General features: G+C 38.6%; 25 protein-coding genes. 14 read left to right on the forward strand and 11 right to left on the reverse strand.

The features are described from left to right. Window positions 1-7 precede the first annotated feature (7 nt). Window positions 8-943 carry a PD-(D/E)XK nuclease family protein gene (locus MKY76_RS09640; RefSeq protein ID WP_342557896.1) on the forward strand — a complete coding sequence of 312 codons (936 nt, stop codon included), beginning with the start codon at window positions 8-10 and terminating at the stop codon, window positions 941-943. A 37-nt stretch (window positions 944-980) separates the two neighbouring features. Here the strand turns inward: MKY76_RS09640 and MKY76_RS09645 are convergent, their stop codons facing one another. Next, entirely contained in the window at window positions 981-1214 is a 234-nt protein-coding gene (locus MKY76_RS09645) for a DUF3923 family protein (RefSeq protein ID WP_066037514.1), read from the reverse strand. A gap of 226 nt (window positions 1215-1440) precedes the next feature. Here MKY76_RS09645 and MKY76_RS09650 point away from each other — a divergent pair, with 226 nt between their 5' ends. The 3 genes from MKY76_RS09650 (at window position 1441) to MKY76_RS09660 (ending at window position 3712) form a co-directional block, all read left to right on the forward strand. Beyond that, complete coding sequence (locus MKY76_RS09650; RefSeq protein ID WP_342557720.1) at window positions 1441-2094, forward strand: hypothetical protein; 654 nt, start codon at window positions 1441-1443, stop codon at window positions 2092-2094. A gap of 125 nt (window positions 2095-2219) precedes the next feature. Then, complete coding sequence (locus MKY76_RS09655; protein WP_167444836.1) at window positions 2220-2372, forward strand: hypothetical protein; 153 nt, start codon at window positions 2220-2222, stop codon at window positions 2370-2372. Window positions 2373-2551: 179 nt separating this feature from the next. Further along, a complete protein-coding gene (locus MKY76_RS09660) occupies window positions 2552-3712 on the forward strand; it encodes an MFS transporter (protein ID WP_342557721.1) in 1161 nt (386 codons plus the stop codon). Window positions 3713-3778: 66 nt separating this feature from the next. On the opposite strand, the gene MKY76_RS09665 is transcribed toward MKY76_RS09660, so the two are convergent. The 4 genes from MKY76_RS09665 to MKY76_RS09680 all read right to left on the reverse strand — a co-directional run bounded on the left by MKY76_RS09665 (window position 3779) and on the right by MKY76_RS09680 (window position 6835). Continuing rightward, the gene (locus MKY76_RS09665) at window positions 3779-4126 is read right to left on the reverse strand and encodes a VOC family protein (protein WP_342557722.1); all 348 of its coding nucleotides are present in this window, start codon (window positions 4124-4126) and stop codon (window positions 3779-3781) included. Window positions 4127-4233: 107 nt separating this feature from the next. Continuing rightward, window positions 4234-5400 (reverse strand): Ger(x)C family spore germination protein, encoded by a 1167-nt coding sequence (locus MKY76_RS09670; protein ID WP_054548797.1) that lies wholly within the window; start codon window positions 5398-5400, stop codon window positions 4234-4236. A 130-nt stretch (window positions 5401-5530) separates the two neighbouring features. Then, window positions 5531-5776, reverse strand: coding sequence for a YkuS family protein (locus MKY76_RS09675; RefSeq protein ID WP_004228871.1), 246 nt, complete (start codon window positions 5774-5776; stop codon window positions 5531-5533). 81 nt (window positions 5777-5857) lie between these two features. Further along, window positions 5858-6835, reverse strand: a complete 978-nt coding sequence (locus MKY76_RS09680) for an arginine deiminase family protein (protein WP_131519899.1) — start codon at window positions 6833-6835, stop codon at window positions 5858-5860. Window positions 6836-6950: 115 nt separating this feature from the next. Between MKY76_RS09680 and MKY76_RS09685 the strand changes: the two genes are divergently transcribed. Beyond that, window positions 6951-7151, forward strand: a complete 201-nt coding sequence (locus MKY76_RS09685) for a transmembrane Fragile-X-F protein (RefSeq protein ID WP_313872002.1) — start codon at window positions 6951-6953, stop codon at window positions 7149-7151. Between the two features lie 136 nt (window positions 7152-7287). Here the strand turns inward: MKY76_RS09685 and MKY76_RS09690 are convergent, their stop codons facing one another. Continuing rightward, a complete protein-coding gene (locus MKY76_RS09690) occupies window positions 7288-7863 on the reverse strand; it encodes a TIGR00730 family Rossman fold protein (protein WP_054548794.1) in 576 nt (191 codons plus the stop codon). A 79-nt stretch (window positions 7864-7942) separates the two neighbouring features. Between MKY76_RS09690 and MKY76_RS09695 the strand changes: the two genes are divergently transcribed. Then, window positions 7943-8260 (forward strand): MazG-like family protein, encoded by a 318-nt coding sequence (locus MKY76_RS09695; RefSeq protein WP_054548807.1) that lies wholly within the window; start codon window positions 7943-7945, stop codon window positions 8258-8260. 10 nt (window positions 8261-8270) lie between these two features. Continuing rightward, a complete protein-coding gene (locus MKY76_RS09700) occupies window positions 8271-8714 on the forward strand; it encodes a GNAT family N-acetyltransferase (protein WP_342557723.1) in 444 nt (147 codons plus the stop codon). Between the two features lie 33 nt (window positions 8715-8747). Here the strand turns inward: MKY76_RS09700 and MKY76_RS09705 are convergent, their stop codons facing one another. Further along, window positions 8748-9200 (reverse strand): NUDIX domain-containing protein, encoded by a 453-nt coding sequence (locus MKY76_RS09705; RefSeq protein WP_259418988.1) that lies wholly within the window; start codon window positions 9198-9200, stop codon window positions 8748-8750. A 95-nt stretch (window positions 9201-9295) separates the two neighbouring features. Here MKY76_RS09705 and MKY76_RS09710 point away from each other — a divergent pair, with 95 nt between their 5' ends. Further along, a complete protein-coding gene (locus MKY76_RS09710; RefSeq protein WP_227744841.1) occupies window positions 9296-9796 on the forward strand; it encodes a hypothetical protein in 501 nt (166 codons plus the stop codon). A 270-nt stretch (window positions 9797-10066) separates the two neighbouring features. Here the strand turns inward: MKY76_RS09710 and MKY76_RS09715 are convergent, their stop codons facing one another. The 3 genes from MKY76_RS09715 to MKY76_RS09725 form a co-directional block, all read right to left on the reverse strand. Further along, on the reverse strand, window positions 10067-10771 hold the full coding sequence (locus MKY76_RS09715) for a Fic family protein (protein ID WP_048390571.1): 705 nt from the start codon (window positions 10769-10771) through the stop codon (window positions 10067-10069). A gap of 3 nt (window positions 10772-10774) precedes the next feature. Then, a complete protein-coding gene (locus MKY76_RS09720) occupies window positions 10775-10960 on the reverse strand; it encodes an antitoxin VbhA family protein (protein WP_131519903.1) in 186 nt (61 codons plus the stop codon). A 304-nt stretch (window positions 10961-11264) separates the two neighbouring features. Beyond that, window positions 11265-12437: a multidrug effflux MFS transporter gene (locus MKY76_RS09725; RefSeq protein ID WP_193767302.1), complete on the reverse strand. Its 1173-nt coding sequence runs from the start codon at window positions 12435-12437 to the stop codon at window positions 11265-11267. 276 nt (window positions 12438-12713) lie between these two features. Here MKY76_RS09725 and MKY76_RS09730 point away from each other — a divergent pair, with 276 nt between their 5' ends. From MKY76_RS09730 to MKY76_RS09745, 4 genes are all read left to right on the forward strand, one after another. Beyond that, entirely contained in the window at window positions 12714-13565 is an 852-nt protein-coding gene (locus MKY76_RS09730) for a GNAT family N-acetyltransferase (RefSeq protein ID WP_342557724.1), read from the forward strand. Window positions 13566-13668: 103 nt separating this feature from the next. After that, on the forward strand, window positions 13669-14202 hold the full coding sequence (locus MKY76_RS09735; protein WP_103117911.1) for a GNAT family protein: 534 nt from the start codon (window positions 13669-13671) through the stop codon (window positions 14200-14202). Between the two features lie 160 nt (window positions 14203-14362). After that, window positions 14363-14578: a hypothetical protein gene (locus MKY76_RS09740; RefSeq protein WP_054548789.1), complete on the forward strand. Its 216-nt coding sequence runs from the start codon at window positions 14363-14365 to the stop codon at window positions 14576-14578. A 136-nt stretch (window positions 14579-14714) separates the two neighbouring features. Then, window positions 14715-15494 carry a class I SAM-dependent methyltransferase gene (locus tag MKY76_RS09745; protein WP_342557725.1) on the forward strand — a complete coding sequence of 260 codons (780 nt, stop codon included), beginning with the start codon at window positions 14715-14717 and terminating at the stop codon, window positions 15492-15494. 209 nt (window positions 15495-15703) lie between these two features. Here MKY76_RS09745 and MKY76_RS09750 read toward each other — a convergent pair whose 3' ends face one another. Next, entirely contained in the window at window positions 15704-16099 is a 396-nt protein-coding gene (locus tag MKY76_RS09750; RefSeq protein ID WP_048390581.1) for a hypothetical protein, read from the reverse strand. Window positions 16100-16291: 192 nt separating this feature from the next. Between MKY76_RS09750 and nagZ the strand changes: the two genes are divergently transcribed. Then, window positions 16292-17980 carry a beta-N-acetylhexosaminidase gene (nagZ, locus tag MKY76_RS09755; RefSeq protein WP_342557726.1) on the forward strand — a complete coding sequence of 563 codons (1689 nt, stop codon included), beginning with the start codon at window positions 16292-16294 and terminating at the stop codon, window positions 17978-17980. A 66-nt stretch (window positions 17981-18046) separates the two neighbouring features. Then, complete coding sequence (locus MKY76_RS09760) at window positions 18047-19483, forward strand: helix-turn-helix domain-containing protein (protein WP_342557727.1); 1437 nt, start codon at window positions 18047-18049, stop codon at window positions 19481-19483. Window positions 19484-19571 lie beyond the last annotated feature (88 nt).

Raw genomic sequence — 19571 nt, forward strand, 5'->3', positions numbered from 1 at the left:
GATTGTCCTGTTTGAAATTTCACCCTATCCAACCTTTTCGTGGTCGTTATCGCGTCATAAAACATTGACAAGCTGTGCCCGCAAATACGGCTATGAATATTACTTTTCACATAACGGGTGGCTCAGTTACAATGTGGAGCCATATCATCAACAGGTGTATCGCTTAAAAAAGCTGCAATCGATGCCTATTTTATTTGGGCAAATTGTCCATCGATACATTGAGCAGGCCATTAATGATTATTTACAAACAGGAAAAGCTCCAACAGTAGAGGAGCTAATTCAATTGGGGCGCGGGCAGCTGAATGCAGCCTTTATTGACTCCACTCGTCGTCTTGAATTTTGGAGGCAAAAACCAAATAAGTATTATATGATGCAGGAAATCTATTATCATGGCACCCTTTCTCCTGAGCTTGTGCAAGACTATAAAGAACGTTTACGACTAGTTTTTAATCATTTTTTAATGAGTGAAACATTCCAGCAAATCACCTCACAAAAAGGCTCTCTCCGTATCGGAGAACCAGAGCAATTCCGCTCCATGAAAATAGAAGATGTCCAGGTATTCGTTGTTATGGACTTTCATTATTATGATGAACTGAGGGATAAATGGATTATTGTTGACTGGAAGACCGGTGGAGAATCTGATGATGACCGTCAGCAATTAGCCCTCTACGCGTACTATGTTCAGCAAAAATACCGTGTGTCTCTAGCGCAAATCGAGGTCTATAATGAATATTTATTAACAGGCAAGCGCAAGAAATATAGTTTTACAGACATGGATATGGAGAATATTTTGTATACGTTTCAGCGCAGTGTTTTAGAAATGAAAAAGTATCAGGCAGATATTTTTTCCAACGAGCCCGTAGACATCGAGGACTTTGAACAAACACAAGAAAAATGGCATTGTCGTGGCTGTAATTATAGGGAGTTATGTGCATCAAGGTGAAAAAGAAGCGAGTGCTAATATAGCCTCTCGCTTCTTTTTAAGTGATTTTCGTAAAGTGAGCTTTTGTGCTTTTTTTAATAAAGTAAAGAAAAATTAATTGCACAAGTAAAACGATTAGAAACATGATGCCCAAAATAATGAATGAAACCATTTTCACTTCAGGTGTTTGCACAATCCCTGCACCATCAACATTTCTTGCCCCAATAAATACGGCGATGCCAGAAAAGATCAATAACCATACAATATTTACAGCCCACCAGAATATTTTCATACGCAATATAAACACCTCTTTCTTCTTGTAATTCCCACTCGGAGCTTAATTATAACAATTTACCTTAAATTTGGAAATGTCCGATAGACGGTGCTACATCTCAGCCTACAGACGGATTGACTATTTTAAAAATAGAAGTTTTTCATAGGCTTCATTCCTTGTTTAGGGGATATATGGTAAATTTGGTATGTGCATATTACTTATTACCTTAGAAAGGAGGCAGCATATGGTTAACAATAAAAAGGCGTTTATCGGGTCAATCGTTATGTTGGGTATATGTATGTGTCTGTTTTTTCCTTATCCCTATAATGAAGCGATGATCGCACATACTACATTCATGTCAATTCCGATCGAAACACAAGATGGATACGTGTTACTTGGCATCTTTGGCTCGATTTTATTTATAATTGCTATGATTTTACTACTTAGGAGCATCAACAAATATCATTTTCGAACATTTGTTATTGTAGTATTACTTTATTCATTTTTACCTCATTTGCTTATTGTGGCATACCAAGAAACCTTTGCTAGTGGCATTATGGCCATTTCATACAAAGGGGAAGGAGAATGTCGTTTTGATATGGTGAGAAAAGACTTAATGAATGGGGAATGTACCATTGTCTTACATAATCGAAGCAATGAAGCTGTGTCCTTTGATTTACAATTTATGGATACGAATTTTTTTAAAGGCGATAAGCGGATGAATTCACTTATGAATATAGCAGGGCCATATCATGTGACCATCGAGGCCAATCGTGAAAAAGCTATTCATCTAAAGGAATTACTCAATTTAACAAATGTTCCTAATCATATAGAGGGAGGTGGCTCCTCCAAGGTGCATGTTCAATTAATAGACGGTGACAAGGAAAGAACTTTATAAATAGTAAATGCGTGGAAAATATGTTGCGTCTTATACATAGTTCAACATTGTATTTGCTTTTGTGGTAAACTTGTATTAAATTATAGTAAGCTATGAATTGATCTTGAGAGAGGAGGCAAAAAGTCATGGAAACTATTTTCAGAAGAACGGCGATTGAGGTAAAGACATTTTTACAATTAGATGATTTAGGCTCAAAGGGACCAGTCTGTGGTTTTTTAAGAAAACAGCATAGTGAAAGTAGTAACCGGAAGCTTTTTGCTTTTGTCAGTCATGTGTGAAAAATGACTTTTTAACCATACAAAGTAATTGGTAGACGCCGGTTTTAGGGCGTCTTTTTTGTTGTGATAAAACTGAGAGAGGGTGAGTGAATTGCTAAAAAAACTAAGACAATTAAGGAATGTTGCAGTGTTCCAAGCGCTTCTAATTTAGAAAAATAATTAGAAGCGAGGAATTTACTATGAAAAAACAACCAATTTTTACTTCATCATTTCTTTTTCTATTCATAAGTAATTTTTTTATTTTTATAGGATTTGAAATGCTATTGCCTATTTTACCAGCCTATTTATTAAGCATAAACGCCAATCCGATGCAAGTAGGCTTGGTGACGACGGTATTTACACTAGGTGCCATTACGATAAGACCTTTTGTAGGGTACTATTTAATGGATCATAATCGGAAAAAAATGGCAATTATGGCAAGTATAGCATTACTCTTAATTACAATGCTGTATCCATTGCTTAACACGATTTGGATTTTCCTATTACTCCGACTTTTCCATGGAAAAGCGTGGGGTGTATCCACGACAGCCAATAGTACAATGGCTGTAGATAGTATCCCTAAAGCTCGATTAGGAGAGGGAATGGGCTATTTCTCGGTATCCACAACCGTGGGAGCGATTGTTGCACCAAGTCTCGGTATCCTTATTTACAGTACCTTTTCTTTTCACACGCTGATTTGGTCGTCAGCCCTCCTAAGCCTATTTGCGATCATAATGCTTTCCTTTGTGCATGCAACGACACCTATTCAAAATGACAAGCAGCCATTTCGGTTTATGGAAGCGATATTTGAAAAAGAAGTAAGGTTTCAAGCAGTATTGACTGTTGTGACGACGCTTGGTTTTGGCGCTATTATTACATTCTTAGTCCTTTTTGGTGAACAAAAGGGATTAAAGCATATTTTTCTATTCTTTCTTATCAACGCAATTGTTTCCACCTTAATACGTCCTTTTACAGGGAAATGGTTTGATAAGCATGGACCATGGTCGATCATTATTGTGTCAGCGATTTTCGGTTTTCTATCTTTAATCGTGTTATCCTATACTACAAATAATTTCACATTGATTATCGCCGCGATTTTATTTGGTGCAGGCTATGGCACCGTTATGCCGTGCCTACAAACCTGGGCTGTTCAAAAAGTAAGTGAAGCCAAAAGTGGTGCAGCCAATGCCACTTTTCTTTCCAGTTTTGATGTTGGAGTAGGTATGAGCGCATTTATCTTAGGAATTTTAGCTGAATGGATAAGTATAGAAATGATTTTCCGACTTGTTAGCCTTAGCTTTCTTCTTGTCGCTCTGTTAGTCTATCGGGATTACATTCTTAATAAGAAAACAAACCATTAATATAGGAAGAAGGACCAGTCTCAAGTGTCTGGTCCTTTTTTCTTTGACTTATAACGCAAGGGTAAACTATTTCTCCCAAAGCTCAATCAGTCGACCTTCTGGATCTTTAATCCAAATAAACTTTCCAAATTCGTTACTCTCTAGAGGTTTTGCGAGTGGGACATCAAGATGTTCAAGATGCTTTATCATCTCGTTTACATCATGAACTTGGAAATTTAACATCACTTGCTGTTCTGCTGGAAAATAATTGTCCTGTTCAGTGAAAAAAGAAAAGATCGTTTCATTGCCTTCTTGGGGTTTAATGATTGTCCCATTCCAATCGTTTATTTCTAGCATCAAGGTTTCGCTATACCACTTTTTTACAGAATCTAGATTCTTTGTTCGCCAAAATATACCTCCAAAGCCTTTTATCATCGCCTCGATCTCCTGTCTGTTTAACGTTTCCTCATCTTTTCCATTACTATAGCATGACAAGATGGCCATAAGAAAGAGACCATGCCATTTTGGATGGTCTCTAGCTATTATTCGGTAATCGTTTCTGCAAATGTTTTACGGCCAGGGCTTACTTTATTAATATGAATATCGATTTTACTGATGGAATCTTTGCTTAAAGGAATTTTGCCATCCTTCTCTAATCTCTTCCAAGCCTTTACATTACTGCGATAGAGATATTCGGATAGACGAAAGACATCCGCATCCATTTTTAGTCCTTCCTCAAAGGTAGTTAGGATTTCTTCCTTGACGGCTTTTTCTACTTTTTTTCTTACCTGATTGGGTGTCAGCTTTCCTTTAAAACCATTTAAAATCGTATCGAATTTTAAATTTACCTCAAACTTTACATCATTACCTTTCACAATTGGCTTGACTTTAACATCTAGCTTTTTAATATCGACGGTTAAGTAATCACTTTTTTCATTATTTTCTAATTCGACGGTGATTTCTCCTTGCTTTGTTTCATCATTCATCCACTCTATTCCACGTGCAGATTTGCCTTTAATATAGCCTTTAAAACTATCCTTTGAAAGAATACCAACGCCAGCAAAAAAGGTTTCTGTTTTGGGGCCATCCATTGTCTCCCAGTTTTCGTTGACGGTTACATAAGGAATTTTCATTTCGTGGTTGGGCTCATTTAAGCCTATGACGAGCTGTCTTAAATTAACGGGCTCTACAAATGACTCCTGCTTCGCTGTATTTTTAGGATTACTTAATTTGGTGGCAGTTGGTGATTTCTCTAACAATGGAGAAACTAATAAAACATCCTCAATAGGATCTTGGGTACAGTAAACCCAAATATGATATCTTGTCTCTCGAAAGCGTAGAAAAGTATCAATAACCGCAATCGCATGTTCAGCTTTCATGGCACTCTCTGAGAAGAGAAGAAAGGTCATATGTCCCCAAAATACTTCTTGGTCCATTGAACGATACAATTTGTAAATGGCTTCTTCTATTGTCTTACCCTTCGCTTGACCAATTTCGGTAGGCGCTGCATTAGGGTTAGCTGATTCTGTTTTCGCTACGTTAGCAAAGTTGATAATTTGTAAGTATGCTGTATATTCATTATCCTTGTAGTCAACCCCCACACCTTGTACGTAATACATGCGTTGCGGCTCTGTTACATCCCAACAGCCTGATAGCAGTAGTGTAGTCGTCAGCATTAAAATAACAATCGCAATTTGTTTTTGGCTCATATATCTCCCTACTTTTTGAAGTTCGTGTATATTAGTTTGTACAAGAACGCAAGGTATTATAAGTAGAGACCATTTGTATGTAGGAAAGTGCTGCTCTCGTCAAAATGACGTAGAGACAGCACTAATGATTTTAGTGGAAATATTTTTGGACGCGTTCAACGACCTCGTTTGCCGATAGTCCATTCGCATCAATCACAGGACCTTCCATAACTGGATCACTAATTCCCATGACATCGCGATCCTGACCTGTAATAATACAAGCATCACATTTTTTCGCATCCTCTTCATTGCGAAGCTGGATGACTTCAAAGCCTTGTGCTTTTAAAGCATCTTCGATATTCGTTAATGATTGTTCCACACCAATAATTCTAGACATTTCTTGTCCACCTCCTACAAATAATGTGCCATTTCAGGTTGCTCATTATTCATACTATTTTTTAGTGGGGAGAGATAATTTCTAGAGATCCGTGCGTAATAGGGGTTGTGTACTACATCTAAAAGAACCGCCAAAGCTTCGAGAAATCGTAAAATCAACATATTCTACGGTGATACCTCTCTTCGCTAGTTGCTCGCCAATCCATGTAAATTCTTTGTCTGTAATATAGACTTCTTCATTAATAGGTAAGCCGTTAGTAGCAAGTTTTGCGGCATCTTCTAGGGAAACGTGAATTTTATCCCAATCTTTTAGCTGTTTGGGAATACCATCAATGAGTGCTTCCTCGCAGACAATCATTAGACCCTCTCTAACGAGGCTAAGCGCACAGTCGAGATGAAGAATGGTTGGATGAAGCGGCACTTCGACCACCGTATAATCAAAGTTACTTGCTAAATTACGCAGCCACTGCACACCATTTTTATTGGAGGCTAGTCCTGAATTCCCGACAAAAATCGTTTTATTTAACACTAACACATCGCCGCCCTCTAAAAACGGGCCAGCTTCAGAATCTAAACCATCTGCCATATCAGGCTTTGGAATGGAGACATAGAAGCATTGATTTTCATTTGCTTCCTGTGCTAAAAGATTACGTACGGGCAAAACTTCGTTGCGTCTATGTGGGAATCGAAGGGAGCCCTCGATTAAAAAATGGCCGATAGTGAAAAAGGGATCGCGAACGAAGAAATTGCTATAGCCATCTTCTTTTCCTACTTCTTTTTCATAGTCTGTTAAACGTCTTGGTACTTGTACTTCTACCCCGTATTTTTCTAATACTTTTTTTAAATTTGCTCGTTCCAATTCCCATTGCTGCTGTCTTTCTGGAAAGACATCTTTAAAATTTTTACCGAGTGTATCTACGCTTGCATAAAGTGCTAGTGTTTCTTCTGTTAAAAATTCATCATCTGTTGGAGCCTCCTTAGCTGGAAAAGCAAATTCCGATTGCGCCATGACAACTCGTTTTAAAGGAGCAAACTCACTTTTTACAAAAATATTCGTCATCTTACTGCCTCCTGTTGTATGATTTAGAAAAAGTAGTGAAAATTTTTCCTGTAATGTTCCTTATCGTAAGATATATAGTTACTATATAGTCAAGGATGGGCTGTAAGGTGGTGAAATGATGGGCATTGCAGAAGTGTTGACCATTGTCTTTGTCGTATTAAAGCTAACAAATGTCATTACATGGTCGTGGTGGCTGGTATTATTACCAGCGATTCTTTCATTTAGTCTGTATGCCATTATTGGGCTGGTGAAGCTTGGGATGGTATTGATTGCTGTGGTAGCAGTGAAAAGGCGGGAAAAGAAAGCAGAATTATGAAATCATAGTAGCCAAATTCTAGTAATCAGAACAATCAGGTCCTTCTTTTGTTTCGCATAGTCATGTAGGATCGTATTGGAGATTAGAGCATGAAAAAGGTGAGGATAGTTCAATTAGGTCCACCCTCACCATTTTATTATTTGCTTAATTCATAAGTTTTCACAGCTGGAGGAACAAAGCTTTCACATTTATCTAATAGTGCTGCTGCGTCCTCATCAACAATAAGTGCATCACGATATTGTGCTTTTAAAAATTGTTCATTTTGCATATGGTCAAAGAAAGATATTAATAAATCAAAATAGTTTTCCATATTGAAAATAGCACAAGGTTTTTGAAGCAGCCCGATTTGATTCCACGTAAATACTTCAAAAAATTCCTCTAATGTTCCAGGTCCACCAGGAAGGGCAATAAAGCCATCTGCTAATTCCATCATTTTACTTTTACGTTCATGCATTGTCTTTACAACAATCAGCTCTGTCAGCTGTTGATGCGCAATTTCACGTTCTTCTAATAATGTCGGAATCACCCCAATGACCTTGCCGCCTTCTTCTAGCACTGTATTCGCTACTGTTGCCATGATGCCTACAGAAGCACCACCATAAATAAGAGTAATTTGTCTTTTGGCTAATTCTTTTCCTAGTAAAATCGCTCCTTGACGATAAGCATCGGAAGCGCCTAGACTGGATCCGCAAAATACGGCAATACTTTTCATAGCTGATTTCCTCCATATCTGATCGAATTCTTTTATAGTATAATTTATTTTGAAGAGGAAGGAAATGGAGGAAACTGAATTGGAACTAAATGAATTTCAACGCTGGGTAAAGGATTACTATGAAGCACGTGGCTGGTCAGAGCTTAATATTTTTACACGTATTGGCTTCTTGGCAGAAGAAACAGGTGAGGTAGCCAGGGCGATTCGAGCAATCGAGATTGGTAGAGATCGACCAGATGAAAAAACACCATCCTTTGAAGAAAATAAGCAGGAGCTAATTGAAGAGCTAGGGGATGTCTTAGGAAATCTTATAGTGATTGCCAATCAGTACGATATTCCATTAGAAGAAATATTTGCAGCTCATCAAGACAAGCTGATAAAGCGTTACCAGGAATAGGAGGATCGAGATGGAATATCAAGTAGAGGTTTTACGGGGACAGCATGAGGATTTTACAAATTTTTTAAGCGAAAAAATTCGTGCCTTTAATAATGAGCAATCTCCTTATCATCGCGAAAGTAGAAAGAAGGGTGCGGTTCTTCCTTTACAGTTAATCGTCACAGATCAACAGCAGCAATGGATAGGTGGTATAACAGCTGAAGTCTACTGGGGATGGATAGAAATACATAAATTTTGGTTTAGTGAAGAATATCGTGGAAAGAGAATTGGCACAAAGCTCTTAGCACAGGCAGAGTTAGTAGCCAAGGACATGGGGGCAACAAAAGCCCTACTGACAACCTACGAGTTTCAAGCGCGTACCTTTTATGAGGCACATGGCTATCAAGTAGTGGGAGAAATTAAAGATTATCCACCAGGCAGTAGCTACTATACGATGGTGAAAGTGCTTCCTTAAGAATAGGCTGTCTAAGGAGATAGACAGCCTGTTTTAATTGACATCGCCCAAATAGATTGTTGTTTGTTGTCCTCGTATAAATTTCTGTAATGGTTGGGTAAGCGCTTTGGGGTAAAGTCTATATGTATGAAGCTTTTCAATCGGTATCCATTGTGTCCCAATTTGAAGACTATCAGGATTCGTTGGTTGACAAGTTTGCGCATTTAGCTGACAGAGAAAATAATATTCTACCTGATGTACATCAGCGTCAAAGGCGGCATGCTCATGATTTTGTCCGATGTATTCACGGATAAATAACAGCTCTCCAATGTGAACGGAGGAGCCAATTTCCTCCAGGCATTCCCTTTGCAACGTCTTGTGAAAGGTCTCTCCATGCTCCTGTCCACCACCTGGACAAAGGTAAAAGTAGCCCTCTATATCTTGATTTTTTGTTAGCAATAGTTTCCCATCCACGATGATGATGGCTTTGACAGAATTTCTAATCATGGACTTCTCCTTTTAATTGTTATTTTTCGTGATCATGACTAAAACGCTTCATGAATGTCTACCTTAGTAAAAAGGGGAGATGAAGCGTGTATTCAATGTCCAATTTTAAATTACTTGTCGAAAAACAGACCGAAATTGATACCATTTATCAGAAATGTAATGATTTAATTCAATCAACTGTTACGCCAAAGCTAGATGCAGAGGTCGAGCAGTTTTTAATGCTAGTTGAACAGCATTTGACACAGCAAGGCTTTACAATTACGAATACATCAACAGGGTTAATCGCCAATTATCAAGAGGCTGTCATTAATGTAGATAAACATTCAAAGCATTTGGAAGAATGCTTTTTTATCAATTTAAATAGTTATGCTGAGGATCAAGTCTCTATTGTACTCGATATCTCACCAACGATGCTACCGAAAATTTCAAACCAGCTCGATGGCTACACAGATATTATTGAGCAAATGACGGATAAGCTAAAGCAAGCAAAAAGTCTAGAGAAAGCCTGTACGAATCCCAAATTTCTTTATAAAACGCAAAGCAACAAAGTTTTTCATACCCCTCAGGAAGTGTTGGATTATTATTTTCAAGGATAGGAGAAGCAGCTAGAAAAAACTAGTAGGTGTATAAAAAGTGGAAAATTGATGTTGAGGACTGACCTCAACAGTATAGACAAATAAAAAAATACACCTTCGATTGAATATGGGGTTAAAAACTAAATTTCAATTAGGAGGTGATTTTTCTAAGAGTAAAAGGTTTTAAATGAATTAATTGATCCCATTTGCGAAATATATATATAAAGGATGATGATTCAATTACAAATCACCATCCTTTTTAGCGTATTAAATCTGTAAATAAATCATTCCTTAATCCGTTTCAAAGGGCTTTTCTTTATACTTGGAAACATCATAACGCCCAATTACTTGATAATTAGACGTTTCATCGTCAGCCTTGAATTTATTGAAATCAGCTACATCCAGAGCATCTGTCATCATCTTCAATAAATATTGTGGTTCCGGAGCTTCTTCTACTGCTGCAAGAACTAGTGCATTTCGTAAATATCCTGCATACTGTGAGAGCAATTGAGCATTGAAGTCTAGCCTATTTGCTTCAGCAAAAAGCTTCATGAAAATCGATACCGTTCGTGTATTTCCTTCTCGGAAAGGATGAACACGCCAAAGTTTTGTCATAAATGAAGAAAAGTCCTCAACAAGGAGAGGATTAGAATACTTCCATTGCTTAGATTTAGACCAACTGAAAATAGTTTTTAAATCAGATACAATGTGATCTTTATCACTATAAGCAACAGATAATCCACTTAAAACATGTTCGCTTTTATAAATATTGACTGTGCGGAATTCTCCTGCCCATAAATATAGCTCATGAAAAAGGAAGTGATGAATCTTTTGGAGACTTTTATATTTTTGGAAGTCAATCTCATGCGTGATAGAAGAAATATCTATAATCCCAGCGATTAACAGTTGTGCTTCAACGTCAATCAATTGTTGTTCATCTCGAATATTTAATTTGTTGATTAAGACATTTGTATTAGGATAAATATATGGGTCCATAAACTACTGTGAAGCCCTTGTATATTTTTCAACAATCGCTTGTTTCAATTGGCTGGATGATACTTGACCATTTTCATATTGGTTTAAGAGGTTCTGTGTAAATGCGCTCGGTTTTCCACCGTCAATGGCAGCCAAACCAACTGCGAATTGCACTTGCTTTTTACGTTCTAAGGATGAATTTTCTTTCATAAATAACACCCCTCACTTTAATGGTATATCTATTATATCAGTTTTATGCATCAGGAGATAGTTAGATCACTGCACGATGCCTACTGACATAGTTCAATCTTTGTCATTAAGTATTTACACTTTGAGTGAGAAAATTCAATAGGTGCCAGTGGGGAAAATTTAGAGCTAGGCTATCCTATAATCAAAGTGGGTGAAATTTTACGAAGAGTAAAATTTCACCCACTTTTTCTATTCGGAGGAGAGGTTTTGTTCTAGTCTTTCATCTATCTAAAAGAGATAGCGATTGGAAGCCCGCTTTCTTCCATTATCGAATAAACTTTCTCCCGCAAAGCCACATTATCAAGGATAGACCTAAGAAATAAAGTGGCATTGTCAGTAAAGAACCGTTATGCAGTAAGCTCATACCAGATGTGATGGCACTGACGAGTAAGTAATAGCCGAGACTAAAGATAGCGCCTGCTGTGCCAATCACATCCTGAAAATCTACTAACGCTAAACTTAAGCAATTAGGAAGTGCGATGCCCGAGCCTAGCAGTGTGATAAAAATAGTAATCAGCATACCAATGGCCATCATGCTCGCGTGCAATGGCAGGGTACAAACGATGGTCAAAAGCAAAGTGCCAACAAGCATTACCAAACAGCCCACATGGATGATTTTTTGTGGCGAATGGCTGATGACGAGTCGCTTTGAAATCATAGCCCCAATTATGGAAGCAAGGGCAACGATAATGCCAAGAAATCCGTACAGGCCAGGTGACAGCTGGAAATGCTCGATGAATATAAAGGGTGCTTCGGCATAGTAGCTAAATAGAACACCATTAATGCCTCCTATTAGTAGCCCATAGACAAGCACGATGGGTGAAGCAAAGATGCGTTTGACGACAGGCCAAATCGCTGTTCTTTGTCTTGTTGCAGGATTGGTTGTTTCTGGAAGTCTGCAATAAGCATAGATAAACAACAGGATACTCATGATGACAAGGACAAAAAACACGGCTCGAAAGCCTAATGCTTGATCCACCCAACCACCAATTAACGGCCCTATAGCTGGGGTAAAGGCAATGACGGCTGAAATTTGAGCAAACATAGCATGGCGTTGACTTCCCGTCACACTTTCACGCAAAATGGTTTGCGTAATAATGGAGCCAGTTGCAGCGCCGAATGCTTGTAGCAATCGACTTGCTAATAGAAAAGGGATTGTCTCTGCGTAAAAGCAGAGTAGGCTACCTATTCCATAAAAAATTAAACCACCTAGCATGGCAGGTCTACGGCCAATAAAATCAGAAATCCATCCCCAGCAGAAAACACCGAACGCAAAGCCAATAAAATAGATACTTAATGTTAATTGGACAGAGCTATTGGCTACATCAAGTGCAGCGGCAATATCCGGAAGTGATGGTGTGTATATTGTTTCACTAATTTGTGGAAAAGCCACAAGAACAATCATTAATAATAAAGATGGTACTGCCTGTTTTTTCAACATATTGCCCTCCTACAAGCAAAATTCTACTTTGTTAGTTACAAGTAGATTGCGTAGCTAGGGAAACGGCGGGACCATTATAAGAATACGTTCATAGGATGTCATGTTGAAATCACCTTTATATGCTTGAAGTAGGAGTGCATAGTCTAGCAACTATTATAGGCTATTTTACAATAATTATATAGTAATAATTGCTAAAGCTAAGAGATATTGCTTGTATATGGAAGGGGGATTTTGTAAAATGGAACATACGTTCTTTTGAGAGGGTGTATCTAATTGAATTTTGAGCTAACTTTATTTACTTCTAGTGATATTCAGGGATTAATCGAGCTATCAGCTTCCGTTGGATGGGATTACGATGCCTACGAAATTGAAACGATTATGGCAGCAGGTAGAATAGTTGGACATAAAAATATGGAAGGAAAAATTGTTTCCAGTGCAGCCATTATTCCCTACGACACAAATGTAGCTTCCATTGGCATGGTGATTGTACATGAGCAATGCAGAGGTTTTGGCTTAGGTAGAATCGTTACACAAGCCTGTATCGATAGTGTTTCAGCGGAAACAGCGATTATGCTCGTAGCTACAATAGAAGGACAACCTTTATATCAAAAAATGGGCTTCACGACTGTTGAGCATGTACATAAATATTTGGCAGACAAATATGTTGAGACGACTAGCAAAGCCGATTTTTTAGGCACTATCAAAGAATTTCAAGAACAGGATTTTGAACAGCTGGCCCAACTTGATGCAGCAGCCTTTGGGGATAGTAGAAGAATCTTTTTGCGTAAAAGAATACAGCAGTCACAGCGCTGTGTTGCTATCAAAAATCAAGACAACCAAATGATTGGCTATGGCTTAACAATCGCGGGGCCAATTTATCTACTTTTAGGACCAATCGTTGCGCCAAGTAAAGAAATAGCGCATCATATTATCAATGAATTGGCTAAGGGCTATCAGGGAAAATTACGTATCGACTGTCCATCAGTTCAAAAGGAGCTTGGTCCAATTTTACAACAAAGTGGTTTTACGATGGCTGCCACACCACCTGTCATGATCTGTAATGCCAAAAAAATACCTACAAGAAATCAAACATTATTTGCTCTAGCAGCACAAGCTTTCGGGTAATCAAACGTGCAAGCCTACTTTGGGGTTTGCACGTTTGTATTGTCAAAAAAGGATTTTGTAGGAAGAGTAGAGAATGATATGGATGGTAGAGGAGGGGAACAGCATGTTTCCAGAATTAGAAACAGCAAGACTTAGGTTAAGAGAGCTCACAGAGGAGGATGTTCCTGCGATTTTTCGTTGCTTTTCCAATGAGGCTTTAACACGCTATTATGGGCAGGAGCCTTTTACTGACACACAGCAGGCTGAGCAGTTAATTAAGCAATTTGCTAAAAATTTTGAGGAAAAGCGTGGGATTCGTTGGGGAATTGAACGAAAAGATTCGAATGAAGTGATTGGTACAGTTGGCTTTCATTTATGGTCGGCGGCACATCAACGAGCAGAAATTGGCTATGAAATTCACCCTGATTACTGGCGGCAGGGTTATACAAAAGAAGCTGTGCAGAAAGTAATTGCATATGGTTTTGGGGATATGAACTTAAACCGAATTGGAGCCGTTGTTTTTTTAGAGAATGAGGCATCTTCCAAGCTTTTAATTCAGCTTGGATTCCAACAGGAAGGCATATTGAGGGACTATATGTATCAAAAGGGACAAGCACATGATACATTTATCTATTCTTTGTTAAAAAAAGATGAATAACATAGCTTTAGCGCTTTTATAGAATAATCATTTACTTGGAAATGGATAATAAATAATAATTTAGATGGAGTTTTGAGGCTGCTTTTTTCGGTTATAGTTCTTATATGAACAACAATTCATAAGTTCGTGTAAAAAAGTAACAGATGAGGGGCTGGGTGTTATGGAGCAATATAGCACAGCTTATTTTCAAAAGCTAGATTTACTGTCAAGCTTATACGCGGGACAGGCTGCTTTAAAGGATTCCCTTCCAACAGAGAAGGTCAAGCGAATGGAGCGCTATCAACAAATTGAAGCGGCGATTACAAAACTAAATAACGAAATTAGAATAATTGAACGGACCATATTAAAGTCCTCCCATCCTACTAGAAATAGTTAATGGTAGCTCAACCCATGCAGATCCCAGCATGGGTTTTTCGTTTGATAAGGTAAGCTTATGTATTTTTATAATAATTATAGATTTTTCTTATGGGTGATCTACTAGTACACTAAAATAAAAGGGGAGGGTGAAGAGAATGGGGATTGATTTTCATAGTCAGCAACATCGCACGTCTTATACAACTAGACAGGCAGATAGCTCATGGAAGGCAGCGTTAGCGAAACATATTCCTTTTCATAGTATGGGAAGGGCAGTAGATATCGGCTGTGGCGGAGGGATTTATGCCAAGGCACTTGTCGATATGGGGGTGGCATCTGTAACAGGTGTAGACTTTTCACTAGCCATGCTAGACGGAGCGAAAGAAAATTGTCGAGCATATCCGCAAATCACATTTGTTCAAGGAAATGCTTTCAATACAGGGCTTGCAGGGGATACTTTTGATATCGTGCTTGAACGAGCCTTAATTCATCATATACAAGATGTCAAAGCATGCTTTCAAGAGGCATTTCGGCTTTTACAGCAAGGCGGTTATTTTATCGTACAGGATCGCACCCCAGAGGATTGCTTACTTCCAGGGGATGCTCATCATATAAGGGGCTATTTCTTTGAAAGTTTTCCTTCGCTTATTCAAAAGGAGGTAGAGCGCAGACACAATAGTCAGTTGGTGACAGAAAGCTTACAAGAAGTAGGCTTTCAAGAAATTAGTGAACTCAAACTATGGGAGACGAGACAGGTCTATGCTAATAAGGAGCAATTATTGGCTGATTTACAAGGTAGAGTGGGGCGTAGTCTATTGCATGAATTGAATGACAACCAATTATCGACCCTTCTTGAGGATATAAGGAATGCAATTACCACTGAAGGTGCCATCATTGAAAAGGATCGATGGACGATTTGGATTGCCAAGAAAAAATAATAACCACCTTCTGGAGAGGATCAAACCTCTCCATTTTTATTCGATTGCAGCATCAAAATCTTACTCCGCTTTCTCAGAGCTATCCGTCAATTTACAGGATCTATCCGCCACTTTTAACTTTCTATCCATCACTTTAGGGTTGCTATCCACTACTTTGCACATTTTATCCGCTTTCCCAGAGAAAACTCTTATAGCATCACTATAAGGGATTATTTAGCAAGTGCTAGCAAAAATTCATCGCGGTCTGCTTCTTCCTGCATTTTACTATCGACAAGCATTGCACCTGATTGAACACTTGTGATGTCGTTGTCTACAAGAAACTGTACATTGACCTTGGCTACTTCATTGTTAACCGTGCAATCACCCTCAAATTCAACAACATCCTGTCCCTTTTGTGTTTCAAAATAGACCCAATATGGATTTTCACAGGCAGAGGCAAAGGCACTCTCCAAAGTTTTTGCGCTATTTTCATAGGAATAGTTTTTTACGTATGTAATATATTCATTGTCTGTAATATCCTTTTGTGGACCATAGAAGTACCAAAATACCGCTAAGATACCGATTGGCACAATCCACAGTATATTTCTTTTACTTAATTTCCCCATGTGTTATATCCCCCTTTATGTGAATATTTTAACATCTTCTTTTGCATTTTTGCTAGCTTACGATAATATTTTCTATTGAAGGCTGCGATTCTGTTCACAGCGTGAGCTTTGAATTCAGGTGGCAGTTATGATAACGTTAGTTGATAGATTTGTTTCGATGTCGCCAAATGGCTTGGTGAAGGAGGTTTTTACATGCATAAAAGAAGACGTGGTGTGCTGCTAGTTCTTGTGCTGATGTTAATGGGTCTAGCCTTTTTTATCGGCATGAAAGTGAGGCCAGTCACATTACCGACTAGAAATCCTGAGACAACGCCCGTTCAAGAGGATGCGTCCGAACAGGAAGGTGGTTCAGACAATATAGAGGTCCTCATTCAGGATATTGCTCAATTCGCGCGAGAAGGAAAAGTACCTGATGTGCCATTTGCAGCAGGAGATACAGAACAACAAGCGGTTCGTGAGCAATGGGGAGAACCACAGCAGGTCACGGAATCCGCCAATGGACAATATGAAGATTACGAGGATGTGACGATTGGTTATCGAGGTTCACTGGCCTTCGATATCCGTTCATCGAAAGAGAATATCAAAAGCATTCGTTTAGCAGATATTAAAAATAAGTTGGGTGAACCTGATGAAGTTCGTTACTATCAGGATCCTTCAACCGATCAAATTATTCTTGTCTACCAAGTAAATGCCAGCTATCAATTAAAGTGGATATTACCGAAACCGATTGACAGTGATGCCAATCCTACTGTTCATCATATTTCGGTCTATACGGAACTGAAGCCACAAGCGCCAGATACGGTGGAACAAATGACATTGGACGAGAAAATCGGTCAAATGATGTTTGCAGGTGTTTCAGGTACGACGCTTCAGCAGGAGACAATAAGCCTTATTCAAAAGGCTAAAGTAGGTGGTTTAATTCTTTATGGCAATAATCTTGAAACACCCCAGCAAACGGTCACATTGATGAATGACTTAATGGCTGCCAATTCGAATAATCAGCTACCACTTTTCCTTGGCACCGACCAAGAGGGTGGAAAAGTAGTCAGATTACCAGGCGCTTTAAAAAATTTCCCAACGAACCGAAAAATTGGGGACATTAACCAATCCAAGTTTTCATTTGAAGTAGGCCAATTATTAGGGGAGCAATTAAAGGCATTTGGCTTCAATCTGGACTTTGCGCCTGTATTAGATGTCAATAGCAATCCGAATAATCCAATTATCGGGGATCGTTCGTATTCCAATGATCCAGCTATCGTCAGCAAATTGGGCATTCAAACAATGAAGGGTCTGGAGTCGGAGCAGGTTATTCCTGTCGTGAAGCATTTCCCTGGGCATGGTGACACATCTGTGGATTCCCACTTAGAATTGCCAAAGGTGACAAAAAGCTTGAACGATTTGAATCAGCTAGAGCTTGTCCCATTTAAAGAGGCCATTAACAATGGTGCAGATGTCGTCATGGTCGCACATATTTTATTGCCAAAGATCGATCCCCAGTATCCTTCCTCCATGTCGAAGGAAATTATCACGGGTATGCTAAGAAAGCAGCTGGGCTTTGACGGTGTTGTGATGACTGATGATATGACCATGAAGGCCATCACGAATCATTATGCGATCGGGCAAGCAGCTGTCGATTCAATCAAGGCTGGTAGTGATATTATTTTAATCGCTCATGAATATGCCAATATTACAGATGCGATAGAAGCGGTGAAGGTAGCCGTCAGCAATGGGGAAATAACAGAGGAACGCATCAATGAAAGTGTCCAAAGAATCCTAAAACTAAAAGAAAAATATCAGCTTGTCAATCAGCCCGTGCCAGCAGTTGATATCAACAAGCTTAATACGGACATCGAAAAAGTTTTAAATACGTATATGAAATAAACGCAAAAAGGGACATACAGCTACCAGTGTATGTTCCTTTTTGTGAATGATGGATAGGGTGAGAACGTGGATAAGGAATTCAAATTAGCTAGTCAATTATTACTGTTACTAGATTCTGAACAAAGATGGTTTACTTTAGGGGAGGTTGAAAAAAGCTTACATATTTCAGATAAGACCATACGGAAGCTCGTAGAAGAGATCAATCGGCAATTACCAGCAACAATGACGATTGACGTATCTAGAGGAAAGGGAATTTTTCTACAACGAGATGGGCGAAGTACAACCGTTAGTGAAGTGCTTTCGAGCATGTTCAGGCAAACCATCTTCTATCGCTTCATGCACTTATTGTTTATCAATGGGCAACCTTATTCGATGGAGGAGCTAGCAGAGGCGATGTTTATGAGCACTTCCTCGTTGAAGAAGCTGATTACGCAACTAAATAATCATGATTTGAAGCCGTATAAGCTACGCATTACATACTCGATGCCCGCCGTAAAGGGAAATGAATTGAATATCCGCTATTTTTATTGGAAATTATATGGTGATGCCTATGAGTATACAGGATGGCCATTTACCAATAGTGACTTTGATTTTATCAATCAATGCATCACGCAAATAGAGCATGAGCAAAGCATTGTTTATTTTATTAACTCCAAAAGGAAATTATCCTTTTTAGTGGCGATTGTCTTGGAAAGAGTACGAAAGGGGAACTATGTCAAAATTACGGAGGATGATTACGCTTGGGAAAGAGGAATGTTCTATTTGCCAGTAAAAGACTTTGCACAGGCACTGGAAGAAAAATTTTCGATTGAATTACCAAAGCGTGAATTGTTTTTTATGCAATCTCTATTTAGTCTAAGCCAATATCATTATTATGAAGGATCAGACATGACGCCAATGAAGGAAATCGAATTATATAAAAATAAAGAAATTGATCAAATGGCGCAGCAGTTGTTCACCTTATTGGCAAAGGCTTACCCTAATCTACATATGAATGAGCGGTTTAGCTTGGAGGTATATGAGTTTTTAGACAAGCTTTTAATCGATAATGCCATCCCTGAATGGCTGATGATTTCAAAAAGTAATTTAACAAACTATGTTCAAATTGAATGTCAGCAAATTTACCAAGATATGCAGATCTGTATGCAAACATGGAAAAAAGCGTACCCTTCTATCCTGTATAATGACTTTCATTTAACCAAGCTTACCTTGCTTGTTCGTTCAGGGCTACGTTATAAAAGTAAACGAGCCTTCTTGGTTATTGGAGAGGAATTTTCAATCCGCCATTATATCGCCAATTTAATCAAGAATGAAATTGGGGACCAGCTGATTATTAATACCTCTATTATGAAGGGGTTAACGGATGAGATGGTACAGCAGCATCACATTGATTTTGTCATAAGTAATTTTCCCGTTGCCTTAACGACAGTGCCGGTTGTTATTATATCTACGATTCCTACCAAAAGGGACTTAGATAATATTCGTCAAGAATTGCTTCGGTAATTTGGTCAATTATTTCCCGTACACAACGTAACAATCTGGTCTAGTTTGTCAGGATTATTAAACCTTATACTCATAGTAGTTTCTGAAC

The organism is Lysinibacillus sp. FSL P4-0201 (genome assembly GCF_038593425.1).
GTDB lineage: Bacteria > Bacillota > Bacilli > Bacillales_A > Planococcaceae > Lysinibacillus > Lysinibacillus capsici.